Origin of the sequence: Polaribacter sp. ALD11 (genome assembly GCF_002831685.1) — a bacterium.
In the GTDB taxonomy this organism is placed as follows: Bacteria; Bacteroidota; Bacteroidia; order Flavobacteriales; family Flavobacteriaceae; genus Polaribacter.
This window is the reverse complement of record NZ_CP025119.1, coordinates 535,242-548,369: the sequence shown is the minus strand read 5'-3', so window position 1 is coordinate 548,369 and position 13,128 is coordinate 535,242. Positions and strand designations below refer to the sequence as shown.

General features: G+C 29.6%; 13 protein-coding genes. 12 read left to right on the top strand and 1 reads right to left on the bottom strand.

Annotated features, from left to right (window positions below; translation table 11 throughout):
* The first annotated feature begins 175 nt into the window (after nt 1-175).
* From rlmD to CW731_RS02240, 11 genes are all read left to right on the top strand, one after another.
* Nucleotides 176-1,630: a 23S rRNA (uracil(1939)-C(5))-methyltransferase RlmD gene (gene rlmD / locus CW731_RS02285; RefSeq protein ID WP_100945205.1), complete on the top strand. Its 1,455-nt coding sequence runs from the start codon at nt 176-178 to the stop codon at nt 1,628-1,630.
* 173 nt (nt 1,631-1,803) lie between these two features.
* Entirely contained in the window at nt 1,804-2,112 is a 309-nt protein-coding gene (locus CW731_RS02280; protein ID WP_100945204.1) for a 4a-hydroxytetrahydrobiopterin dehydratase, read from the top strand.
* 33 nt (nt 2,113-2,145) lie between these two features.
* Nucleotides 2,146-2,640, top strand: a complete 495-nt coding sequence (locus CW731_RS02275; RefSeq protein ID WP_100945203.1) for a DUF6452 family protein — start codon at nt 2,146-2,148, stop codon at nt 2,638-2,640.
* Nucleotides 2,621-3,340, top strand: coding sequence for a DUF6048 family protein (locus tag CW731_RS02270; protein WP_100945202.1), 720 nt, complete (start codon nt 2,621-2,623; stop codon nt 3,338-3,340). Before CW731_RS02275 ends, CW731_RS02270 begins: the two co-directional genes overlap by 20 nt.
* Nucleotides 3,341-3,406: 66 nt before the next feature.
* Nucleotides 3,407-4,354 carry an isopenicillin N synthase family oxygenase gene (locus CW731_RS02265; protein ID WP_100945201.1) on the top strand — a complete coding sequence of 316 codons (948 nt, stop codon included), beginning with the start codon at nt 3,407-3,409 and terminating at the stop codon, nt 4,352-4,354.
* Nucleotides 4,355-4,369: 15 nt separating this feature from the next.
* Entirely contained in the window at nt 4,370-4,693 is a 324-nt protein-coding gene (locus CW731_RS02260; RefSeq protein WP_100945200.1) for a translation initiation factor, read from the top strand.
* Nucleotides 4,694-4,702: 9 nt separating this feature from the next.
* Nucleotides 4,703-5,572, top strand: a complete 870-nt coding sequence (locus CW731_RS02255) for a nucleoside phosphorylase (RefSeq protein ID WP_100945199.1) — start codon at nt 4,703-4,705, stop codon at nt 5,570-5,572.
* Entirely contained in the window at nt 5,573-6,433 is an 861-nt protein-coding gene (locus CW731_RS02250) for a substrate-binding domain-containing protein (RefSeq protein ID WP_100945198.1), read from the top strand.
* Between the two features lie 19 nt (nt 6,434-6,452).
* Complete coding sequence (locus CW731_RS15535; protein ID WP_157812169.1) at nt 6,453-6,593, top strand: hypothetical protein; 141 nt, start codon at nt 6,453-6,455, stop codon at nt 6,591-6,593.
* A gap of 296 nt (nt 6,594-6,889) precedes the next feature.
* Nucleotides 6,890-7,768: a UDP-2,3-diacylglucosamine diphosphatase gene (locus CW731_RS02245; RefSeq protein WP_100945197.1), complete on the top strand. Its 879-nt coding sequence runs from the start codon at nt 6,890-6,892 to the stop codon at nt 7,766-7,768.
* 5 nt (nt 7,769-7,773) lie between these two features.
* On the top strand, nt 7,774-8,787 hold the full coding sequence (locus tag CW731_RS02240; protein WP_100945196.1) for a glycosyltransferase family protein: 1,014 nt from the start codon (nt 7,774-7,776) through the stop codon (nt 8,785-8,787).
* On the opposite strand, the gene CW731_RS02235 is transcribed toward CW731_RS02240, so the two are convergent.
* Nucleotides 8,771-9,433: a uracil-DNA glycosylase gene (locus CW731_RS02235; RefSeq protein WP_100945195.1), complete on the bottom strand. Its 663-nt coding sequence runs from the start codon at nt 9,431-9,433 to the stop codon at nt 8,771-8,773. The genes CW731_RS02240 and CW731_RS02235 overlap by 17 nt on opposite strands.
* 183 nt (nt 9,434-9,616) lie before the next feature.
* Between CW731_RS02235 and CW731_RS02230 the strand changes: the two genes are divergently transcribed.
* Entirely contained in the window at nt 9,617-13,108 is a 3,492-nt protein-coding gene (locus tag CW731_RS02230) for a T9SS type A sorting domain-containing protein (protein WP_100945194.1), read from the top strand.
* Nucleotides 13,109-13,128 lie beyond the last annotated feature (20 nt).

Here is a 13,128-nt window from a genome sequence, read left to right as displayed (position 1 = left end):
TGTGGGCGTTCCCTAAAGGTCGCGCTTTCCGCTATATCTTTTTGTAAAAAAACAAAAAGGATGCCGCTACAATCGCTAACGCAAATAGCAAACTAGAAAGACTGTAAACTTAAATTGAATATCAGCAAATCTATCAATATCTTTTTCCTAATTTTGCAAATCAAAATCATAAGAAATGCCACGTAGAGAACGCAACAAATTTGTAAAGAAGAATCAAGTTTTAGAATTAAAAATTGAAGATTACGCTTTTGGAGGAAAAGGGATTGCAAGAATTCATTCGGAAGAAGGAAGCTTTGTTGTTTTTATACCTAATACGTTGCCTGGTCAATTGGTAAAAGCACAAATTAGCAAATCTAGTAAGAACTATGCAGAAGCAAAGTTAATCGATGTTTTAGAACCCTCTGAAGATGAAATTGAAGTTCCGTATCAAGACATCCCTGGTGCACCTTACATTCAATTACCAATAGAATTACAACACAAATATAAAAAAGAAAGTACCCTTTCATTATTCAAAAAAATAGGAAAGGTAGAAAATATAGTAGACTTATTTGATGAATTTGTAACCTCGCCAAACGTATTTCATTATCGTAATAAAATGGAATATGGTTTTTCTGCCATTGGGTATGACAGAGTTACAAAAAGAGATAAAGACGAATTTACCTTAGGTTTTAAAAGACGTGGCGTTTGGTGGATGGGAGATAATTTAGAAAAAGATTCTGGTTTGTTTGACAAACAAATGGAAGACAATCTAAAAAACATTCGTCAATATTGTATCGAAACAGGCTTAGCACCTTGGCACGGACCAAAAAGAGAAGGTTTCTTCAGGTATTTTGTGGTGAGAAAATCTTTTAAGACAGACGAGTTATTATGTAATTTAGTAACCACATCCCCAGAATTAGATAAGTTCGATTTAAATAAATTCGCAAACTTTCTAAAAGATATTTTCGGAGATCGTTTAGCTGGTTTATTACACACTATTAACGATGAAACTGGAGACAGAACCATTGCAACTTCAGGAAGTGTAGATTTAGTCTACGGAAAAGATAAAATTGTAGAAGAATTATTAGGTTTAGATTTTGAAATCAGCATGAAAAGCTTTTTTCAAACAAACCCAAAATGTGCGGAAAAATTATACGATAAAGTTGTAGCATACGTTTTAGAAGATAAGTCTAAAGTAGACAATACGGTTGTAATGGATTTATTCTGTGGAACAGGAACCATCGGACAAATTGTAGCTTCTAAAAGTGAGAACGCAAAAATTGTAGGTGTAGACATCGTTGCATCTGCAATTGAAGATGCAGAAAAAAATGCCAAAAGAAATAAGATCGATGGTTTACAGTTTTATGCAGCAGATGTTGGTAAGTTTTTAACGGCACATCCTGAATATGAAAACAAAATTAAAACCATTATTTTAGATCCTGCAAGAGCAGGAATTGCACCTAAAACATTACAAAAGATAATTAATCTTAAAGCAGATAGAATGGTGTATGTTTCTTGTAACCCTGCAACACAAGCTAGAGATACAGAACTGTTAGCTGAAGCTGGGTATCAAATTAAGAAAATTAGTTTGGTAGATCAATTTCCGCATACAAGTCATATTGAGACGGTTGTTTTGTTTGAAAAGTGTTAAAACAACTCATAATTTCTAAATAATTGGGTTTTATTTCTGAAAATGAAACTATTTTAGCAAGACAGAAAATATAAAAAATTACAAATAAGTTCAATTATTTACGAAAACATCCGTTAAACTCGTAAAAAAATAGCAATAAGCGATTCAATAAATAAACTCTAAAAGTAAATACCATGAATAAGATAAAACTATCAGAATCAGCAATAGAAAAAAAATTAGAAAACCTTGTAGATTGGGAATATTACGACAACGCATTACATACCGATTTCGAATTCGATAATTTTAAAGATTGTATGTCTGCAATGAATAGAATTGCCTTCGAATGTGAAGCCTTAAATCATCACCCAGAATGGACAAATGTATACAATACATTAGATATTACATTAACAACGCATGATGCTGATGGTGTTACAGAATTAGATTTTAAATTAGCGGCTGCAATCAATAAAATTGTAGAAGTTGAAGAAGAAGAAGAAGAATAGTTCTATAAAAACAATCTAATTATTATTTAACTTGTGAAAAAAATCATTCTCTTTTTATTACTATTCCTAGTCCTCTTTTCTGCTTGTGAAAAAGATGATTTCTGTGTACAGAATCCTGTAACATCAAAATTAATAATAGATTTTTATGATGCTACCAATAGAGAAACGCCTAAAAAAGTACAGCTATTATCAGTTTGGTCTGGTACAAAAGATACTATTTCGCAATATACAAGTGTAAGTGAAAATAGTATTTCAATTCCTTTGAATTCTTTAACCTCTGAGACGGTATACTCATTTAAGAAAAACACTTCAGGTGGCGCAACTTCAAAAAATGAAATTACTACATTTACCATAAAGTATGATACAGAAGAGGAATTTGTTTCTCGTTCTTGTGGTTACAAGGTCGTTTTTAATAATGTAGCATTTTCTGCAGATACGGGTTCAACTTCTTGGATAAAAGATTTTACACCAACAACTATTATTAATCTTGACAATCAAACTACAGCACATGTACAAATATTTCATTAGCATTTGTTTGTTATTTGTTTTTGCAGAAGGTTTTTCTCAGGAACAGAAAAAAGACACACTTCTTAGCAAAGAAATAGATACAGTTATCTATAAGACAAACTATGGTTTTCGTTTAGGAATAGATATTAGTAAACCAATAAAAGCTATTGTTGATGGCGCATATAGTGGTTTTGAGATTGTAGGAGACTATAGAATTAAAAAGAATTTATATATTGCTGCAGAAATTGGTTATGAAGAAGAAACAAGTGCAGAAGATTTTTCTAATTCTACTTCTAAAGGAAATTACATTCGTTTAGGTGTTAATTATAATGCTTACAAAAACTGGTTAGACATGAATAATGAGATTTTTGTTGGATACAGATACGGTTTCAGTTTATTTGATCAAACATTAAATAGTTATACACCAAATGTGTCAGATGCAGAAAATGGCAATTATTTTCCAGCAAACCTTAATACCGCAGCAAGATCTGCTACAAATTTAAATGCACATTGGTCTGAATTAATGTTAGGTATAAAAGCTGAATCCTTTAAAAATTTCTATGTTAGTTTTAGTGTTTCTTACAAAGTTTTAATGAGTGTAAAAGATCCAAAGGATTTTAAATCTTTGTTTGCCCCAGGATTTAATAGAATTTTTGAAAGTAATACCGGTTTTGGCTTCAATTATACATTAAGTTACTTAATTCCGTTTTCAAAAAAATAAAACCACGCTATTAATTACTGATTTTTCAGTAACTTTATAGGCTGTTTTTAATAAAAAACTACAAAAATGAATAAAATACCAAGTGTAAACTTAGCAGATTTTTTATCTGATGATAAAAATAGAAAGCAAAAATTTATAAATGAAATTGGTCACGCTTATGAAAACATAGGTTTTGTGGCTTTAAAAGGTCATTTTTTAGACGATACATTAGTCTCTGACTTATATAGCGAAATAAAAAACTTTTTTGATTTACCTATTGAAACAAAAGAAAAGTATGAAATACCTGGAATTGGAGGACAAAGAGGCTATGTTTCTTTCGGAAAAGAATCTGCTAAAGGTAAAAAGGAAGGTGATTTAAAAGAATTTTGGCATTTTGGGCAATATGTAGAAGACGATGTAGAAAGAGCCAAAGAATATCCAGAAAATGTACTGGTAGACGAACTTCCGAAGTTTAACAAAGTTGGAAAAGAAACCTACAAAATGTTAGAAAAAACAGCCAAATATGTGTTGCGTTCTTTAGCATTGCATTTAGATTTAGAAGAAACATATTTCGATCATTATATTAAAAACGGAAATAGCATTCTACGTCCTATCCATTATCCGCCAATTAAAACAGAACCAAAAGGAGCTGAAAGAGCTGCCGCTCATGGAGATATTAATTTAATTACTTTATTAATGGGGGCGCAAGGAAAAGGTTTGCAAGTTCAAAACCATAATGGAGATTGGATTGATGCAATGGCAGAACCAGATGAAATTATGATAAATGTTGGTGATATGTTGTCTAGACATAGCAATAACAAATTAAAATCTACTATTCATAGAGTTGTGAATCCGCCAAAAGAAATGTGGGGAACTTCTCGTTATTCAATTCCGTTTTTTATGCACCCAATATCAGAAATGAAGTTAGATGTTTTAGAAGATTGTATTGATGCTGAAAACCCAAAACAGTTTGAAGATATTACAGCTGGTGAGTTTTTAGACCAACGTTTAAAAGAATTAGGTTTAAAAAAATAACACGATTATCTATAAATGGATTTTAAAGATCAATTAAAAAACTTATTTCCAGAACATGAGGAAAAAATTGAACCTAAAAAAGAGAAATCTAATATTTGGTTACAAGAAGATCCTATTATCTGTAAATACGAAAAACGCAAAGGAAAGCCAATTACTATTTTAGAAGGGTATACTGGTGCAACTTCCGATTTTAAAATTTTAGCTAAAGAAATTAAAACCAAACTTTCTGTTGGTGGCAGTTTTAAAGATGATAAAATTATTATTCAAGGAGATTACAGAGACACTATAATGACAATGCTTAAAGACAAAGGTTTTAAAGTAAAAAGAGTTGGAGGTTAAAAAATAAGTATGAACATACAACAATCTGAATTAATTTTAAATCCTGATGGTAGCATTTACCATCTGAATTTAAAACCAGAAAATATAGCAAACGATATTATTTTTGTTGGCGACCAAGATCGAGTTGATAAAATTACGAATCTTTTTGATTCTATTGAATTTACAACTCAAAAAAGAGAGTTTAAAACATCTACCGGTGTTTATAAAGGCAAAAGATTGTCTGTAGTTTCTACAGGTATTGGCCCAGATAATATAGATATTGTTTTAAATGAATTAGATGCACTTGTTAATATAAATTTAGAAACAAGACAGCCAAAAGCTAAACTTACAGCTTTAAATATTGTAAGAATTGGTACATCTGGTTCTTTACAAAAAGACATTCCTGTAGATTCTTTTTTAATGAGTTCTCATGCCCTAGACTTAAATGGCATGCTTCACTCCTATCAAATTGAAGAAATTTCAAATAAAGAAATTGAAGATGCATTTGTAAAACAAACCAATTGGAGCGCTAAAAAATCACATCCTATTTTAATTAAAAATAGTAGTGAATTGGCACAAAAATTAGATTCAGATAAAATTTTTAAAGGAATTACAGCAACTGCCGGTGGTTTTTACGGACCACAAGGTAGAGTTTTACGTTTGCCTTTACAAGATGCTGATATTAATAAAAAGATAGATTCTTTTAATTACAACGGAAATAGAATTACCAATTTAGAAATGGAAACTTCTGCTATTTATGGTTTATCTAAGCTGTTAGGCCACAATGCCGTTTCTATGAATGCAATTATTGCAAATAGAGCAAATGGTACTTTTAGTAAAAACTACAAAAAGGTTGTAGAAGATTTAATTGAGTATTCGTTGAACAAATTAGTAGAATAGATGACGAGTTTAAAAGTTGGTGGTGTGCCAGAGCATTTTAATTATCCTTGGTATTTAACACTAAAAAACAAAGATTACACCAAAGAAAACATCAATCTTAGATGGCAAGATTACCCTGGTGGAACTGGTGAAATGTGCAGGTCTTTACGTTCTGGTGAAGTAGATATTGCAATTGTTCTAACAGAAGGAATCATTAAAGATATTTCTAATGGAAATCCATCTAAAATTGTACAAACCTTTGTAGAAACACCTTTAATTTGGGGAATTCATGTGGCTGCAAAATCCGAATTTAAAACTATTGCAGATTTAGAACATGCTACCATCGCGATTAGTAGATTTGGTTCTGGTTCTCATTTAATGGCAATTGTAAATGCTTTTAACCAAGGTTGGAATGTAGAAAACCTAAAGTTTAAAGTAATTGGTAATTTACAAGGTGGTATTGATGCTTTAACAGATGGAGAAGCAGACTACTTTATGTGGGAACATTTTACAACAAAACCTTTAGTAGATAATGGTACTTTTAGAAGAGTAGACAATTGCCCAACACCTTGGCCTTGTTTTGTTGTTGCTGTTAGAAATGAAGTTTTAGAAAATAACTTTAGTGAAGTTAAGAAGGTTTTAGATATTATAAATGCCCAAACAAAAGACTTCAAAAACATTCATAATATTGATGAAATTCTAGCAAAAAGATACGAACAAAAGTTAGAAGATATTCAAAAATGGTTAAAAATTACAGAATGGAATGATGGTAAACCCATCACTAAAAACTTAATTTCACGAATTCAAAATAAAATGGTTCGCTTTAACGTTATAGAAGAGAAGAAAAAATCAGGTGAGTTCATAAAAAATATGTACATTTAGCCTTTAAAAATTATTAAAAATGAAAAAAGTAGTATTTATTGCAATTTGTATTCTAGGAATCATTTGTTCTTCTTCTTGTAGAAGCACTTCTAATGCTTGTGGTTTAGCAGATGTTTCAACAACCAACCAAACAACATTAAAGCAGATAGATTTATCATAATTTATCTGTTTCTTAATTTCAAATTCAATGAATCCGCTTTTTAGCGGATTTTTTTATGCCTTCTAACCTATTATTATTCATAACATTAAGATTACTTTAACTAAACTTTTTCATAAGAATTTACTTACCTTTTTTTCATTATTACTTTACTCTAATAATACATTAAGGACGTAAGTTTGAGAAACTATATGATAAATGCTTTTGTTTATGCTCTTATTTAAAACAACTATTCTTAAACCATTTAAAAAGAATACCGCTGTTTATAATAATAACTTCTCAACTTTTTACTTTATAAAATGAAAAAACACGAAAAACGCAAGTTAGATTATGTTGTAATTTCAGATGTACATTTAGGTACTTATGGTTGTAAAGCAACAGAACTTTTAAATTATTTAAAAACGATTGAACCAAAAGTATTAATTTTAAACGGTGATATTATTGATATCTGGCAATTTAACAAACGTTATTTTCCAAAAGCTCACATGAATGTAATTAAACACATAACTTCTCTTCTATCTAAAGGAACAGAAGTCTATTATATTACAGGAAATCACGATGAAATGTTACGTAAATTTAAAGGGTTTCAATTGGGAAGTTTTAAGATTCTAAACAAATTAGTTTTAAATATTGATGATAAAAAAGCGTGGGTTTTTCATGGAGATGTATTTGATGTTACAATGAAACACTCTAAATGGTTGGCTAAATTAGGAGGAAAAGGGTATGATATTTTAATAATAATAAACACATTTATAAATTGGATTAGTAAGCTTTTTGGTTACGGAAAATTATCACTTTCTAAAAAAATTAAGAACAGCGTTAAAGGTGCTGTAAAATTCATCAATCATTTTGAAGAAACAGCGTCTGACATTGCGATCGATAATAATTACGATTATGTTATTTGCGGGCACATTCATCAACCAGAAATAAGAGAAATAACAAATCAGCATGGGAAAACAATGTATTTAAACTCTGGTGATTGGATAGAAAATTTAACAGCTTTAGAATATAACAATAAACAATGGAGTTTATACGAATATGCGAAAGATGAAATTGCTAGAACTAAGGAACAAAAATTAAGCAAAAAAGAATTGAAGGCCTTAAAAAAAGAAGATTCTAATAACTTTATTTTTGATGAATTTTTAAAAGAATTCGAAATTCAAAAACCTTTAAAATAATATATATGAGAATACTGTATGCTATTCAAGGTACCGGAAATGGTCATTTAACAAGAGCTAAAGAGATTATCCCTATTCTACAGCAAAAAGGAGAATTAGATATTTTAGTTAGCGGAAATGAAACTAATTTAGAATTAGGTTTCGATATAAAATACAACTTAAAAGGCTTAAATTTTACATTTGGTAAAAATGGCGGTATCGATTTTATTACGAGCTATAAAAAGATGAAGTTAGCACGTTTTTATAGAGAAATTAAAAACCTTCCTGTAAAGGATTACGATTTAATTATTAATGATTTTGAACCCGTTTCTGCTTGGGCAGCAAAGCTACATAATGTAAATATTATTTCTCTAAGTCATCAAAATGCAGTGTTGGATAATGCGTCTCCAAAAGCAGGGAAATTTAATCTAGAAAAACTTATTTTAAAATATTACGCACCAGCAAAAGTACGTTTTGGTTTTCATTTTAATAGTTATAGTTCTGCCATATTTACACCTATAATCAGACAAAAAATAAGAAATAAAGGTGTTAAAAACAAAGGACATTTTACGGTTTATCTACCTGCATATCATCACGAAAAAATAATTAAAATTTTATCTAAAATCCCCATTGTAAAATGGCATATTTTTTCAAAAGACACTAACAAGTTAATTTTTCAGAAAAATATCACTATTTTTCCTGTAAATGAGTTCGACTTTATAAAAAGTATGGCCACTTCAAGTGGTGTTCTTTGTGGAGCGGGGTTTGAAACACCAGCTGAAGCCTTATTTTTGAAGAAAAGACTGATGGTGGTTCCTATGAAAAACCAATATGAACAACAGTGTAATGCATTAGCTTTAAAAGAAATGGGTGTTCATACAATTAAAAAACTGACTAAAAGACAAGTTCCCAAAATAGCAGAATGGATTCATTCTAGTAATACTATTGAAGTAAATTATCCTGATACTACAGAAGATCTTTTAGAAGCTCTTTTAATACCTTATTGTAACATGCAAATATTACCTACCATTTTATCGTGATTTTTTGCAAATTTTGTAAAATATTATTTGTTTTAGAAAAATGACGACTACCAAACCAACCTCTCCAAGCTCCTAAAGGTGAAGGATGTGGAGCTGTAAAAATAGTGTGTTTATCAATATTTATAAGTTTTATTTTGCTCTCAGCAAATTTACCCCAAAGTAAAAAGACAACATTTTCTTTTTCTTCTGAAACCTTTTTAATGACTTCATCGGTAAAAATTTCCCATCCTTTTTTTTGGTGACTTCCAGCCTCATGTGCTCTTACGGTTAAAGTTGCGTTCAATAATAAAACACCTTGTTTTGCCCATTTTTCTAAATTTCCGCTTTTAGGAATTTCTTGATTTAAATCTGCAGAAATTTCTTTGAAAATATTTTTCAAAGACGGCGGATGTTTCATTCCTTCTTTAACAGAGAAACACAAACCGTTTGCTTGGTTTTCATCATGGTAAGGATCTTGACCAATAATTACCACCTTTAAGTCTTCTAAAGAACAAAAATTAAATGCCGCAAAAACAGCTTCTTGTTTTGGGAAACATTCATAATTTTCATATTCAGAATCCACAAAACTAACTAAATCTTTAAAATATGGTTTTTCAAATTCTGGTTGCAAGATATATTGCCAACTATCGTTTATGGCCGTTATCATAATTTTATTTTTTGGCAAAAATACCTTTAATAATAGACAGAATTAAATTACAATGATTAAACCTGAGCTTCCTCTTTAAAAACAGAACTTTTAATTTACCTAAACATAATATAAAACAGGGTTTTACCTCTTTTATAATTTAAATAATCAATTTAAATTTGAAAAAAATATAAAACCACACGTATGAAACTAAAATTACTTTCAATTGTACTTTTCTTTATGTCAAATACAATTTTATCCCAAATTGTAAATATTCCTGATGCAGAATTTAAACAAGCATTATTAAATTATTCTCCTAGCATAGATACGAATAATGACAATGAAATTCAAGTAACAGAAGCTGCTTTAATTACTGTTTTAAATATTTCCGGACATCAGGGGTGGGAAGATATGGTGGGGCCTTGTCCCGATCCTTCAGACCCTACATGTATAGGTGGAGGTGGTCCTGGTATGATTTTTCCGGGTATTTCAGATTTTACGGGTATAGAGGCGTTTATCAATTTAACTTCTTTAACATGTAGTCAAAATGATTTAACTAGTTTAGATGTGTCTGCTTTAACTCAACTAGCCTATTTAGATTGTTCTAATAATATAAATTATAATATTTTCAGCAATCCTTACTTAGGTATCGCTTCACTTAACCTTTCAAATTCGGGGTCATTAACTACACTAATTACAAGTAGTAATAATCTAAATTCATTAGACTTATCCAATCAAACGTCGTTAACATCTGCTATTGTAAATAATAATGTTTTAACAAATTTAATATTAGCAAATACACCTGTATTACAAAGTTTAAAATGTGAATATAATCAATTACCTTCTTTAGATATTTCAACTTCTACAGCATTAACAAGTTTAGAGTGTTATAACAATCAAATTACTAATTTAAACGCAACGAACAATACTTCTTTAATTACTTTAAAAAGTTATAACAATAACATAAGTAGTTTAAACTTACCTACTTCTAATACTTTAACACATGCATATTCTTGGGGTAACAATATTACTAGTTTAGACGCTTCTATGGCAACTGGTTTAGTAGAGTTAGCTGTTTATACGAATTCTTTAACTAGCTTAATATTACCAACAACGAGTACTTTAAAGAAACTTTTGTCTTATCAAAATAACTTAACAATTTTAGATACATCCGTTGCTTCTGGGTTAGTTACTTTAAATACATCTAATAATTCTTTAACTAGTTTAACACTACCTAGTTCTTCTTCTTTAAAAACCTTAGTTACTAACGAAAATCAATTATCTATGTTAGACACATCTATGTCCACAGGATTAATTACAATAAATGCGACAAGTAATTTATTAACTAGTTTGCTGCTCCCCTCTTCAACTACCTTAGAATTATTATTTTGTAACAACAATCAACTATCATCTCTTAATGTAAATTCAAATACAGGCTTAAAAGTATTGTCTTGTAGTAACAATTCTTTAAACTCTCTTAATGTAAGTCAAAATACAAATTTAACAAACTTAATTTGTAGCAACAATAACTTAACCACCCTAAATACACTTTCAAATAATTTATTATCTAACCTTGGTTGCTCTGGAAATCAGATAACCAGCTTAGACGCTACAACTATTACAACATTAAATTATCTTTATTGTTCAAACAACCTTTTAACAACTCTTGATTTATCTACTTTTAGTAATTTAACAGTGCTTGAGTGTAGTTCTAATCCATCTTTAAGTTCTTTAAATTTAAAGAATGGAAACACTTCTAATATTTCAAATAGTAATTTAGTTGTAAATAATAACCCTAATTTATTATCAATTTGTGTTGATGATGCTACGGCTGCTGCTGGTATCTATTTAAATATAGATTCGCAAACAAATTTTACAGAATATTGCTCTTTTGTTCCTGTAAATTCAAATACAATAACGGGTACAATTTCTTATGATTTTAATAATGATGGTTGTGATGCAGCAGATACAAAATCTGTGAATACAAGAATTAATAGTGTAAGTAGCAATGTAAGTGCTTCTTCTTTTAGTGCTACAGATGGTTCTTATACCATTTATATTAATGACACAGATATAGATACTGAGATAATTCCTAACTTCCCTTCTTTCTTTTCTGTAACACCAACAATGCAAACAACCAATTTTACAGGTTCTGGAAATACAGAAATTATCGATTTTTGTATCACTGCAAACGCTCAAGTAAATGATGTTGAAGTATATTCTTTTACAACATCTGAATCTAGACCTGGTTTTGATACACAATTAAGAATCTTTTATAAAAATAATGGTTCTACAATTATACCTTCTGGAACTGTAACCTTAAATTTTAATGAGAACCAAGAAGTATTTAACAACGCAAGTATAACACCAGACACACAAACAAGTAATTCATTATCTTGGAATTATACAAACTTGCTCCCTTTTCAAGAAAGTTATATCGATGTATATTTTACAATTAATACACCTATAAACCCAGTAAACCCTGTAAATGGAGGAGATACCATAAGTTATACTTCTTCAATTACACCTTTAACTGGCGATGCAACACCAACAGACAACACACATCTTTTTTCTGATGTTGTTGTAAATGCTTACGACCCTAATGATGTTGTTTGTTTTGAGGGGAATAAAATTAGTACAACGCAAGTACCAAATGATTTAACTTATAGAATTCGTTTTCAAAATACAGGTACAGCATCTGCAATAAATATTGTTGTAAAAGATATTTTAGATACCGATTTAGATGTTACAACCTTTCAACCAATATCAGCAAGTCATAATTATAGGGTAGCAATTAAGAATACAAACGAAATTGAGTTTATTTTTGAAAACATTCAGTTAGCAGATAGTACGTCTAATGAACCAGCAAGTCATGGTTGGATTTTTTATAAAATAAAACCAAAAAGTACAGCAGTAATTGGTGATGCATTTGATACTACAGCAAACATTTATTTCGATTATAATGCACCTGTAATTACTAATACCTATAATACAACTGTTTCAATTGAGACAACGATTCCGGATGCTAATTTTGAATTGGCTTTGATAAATTTAGGCTTAGACTCTGGTACACCAGATAATAAAGTTTTTACAGCTAATATTAATACAATTACAAATTTAGAAGTTGCCAATAATAATATTGCAGATTTTACGGGTATTGCAAATTTTACAGCTTTAACAACGTTAAATGCTAGTAATAATCAATTAACAAGTTTAGATCTAAGTACACTTAGTGCGTTAACTTCTATAAATTTAACATCCAATACATTAACATCTTTAAATGTGAAAAATGGAAATAACACAAATTTTATACAATTTGATACGACCAATAATCCTAATTTAACTTGTATTGAAGTGGATAATGCAATATATTCTACTACAAACTGGCCCAACAAAGACATAACTACAACCTTTGTAAATAACCAAGCAGAATGCACAGCTTTAAGCACACAAAAATTTGATTCATTATCGTTTTCAATGTATCCAAACCCATCAAACGGAAAAATGAATATTGATCTTTTAGAAAAAGCAACATTAAAAATTTACGCGATAACAGGTAAAGAAATTAATACAAGAAAATTGAATATTGGTAAAAATGAAATTACAACTTTAAATTTAGCTAAAGGAATCTATCTATTTAAGCTATCAAACAAAGAAAAATCATCAACAAGAAAAGTTATTATAAATAGAAATTAATCCCCCATTTTGAAACACCA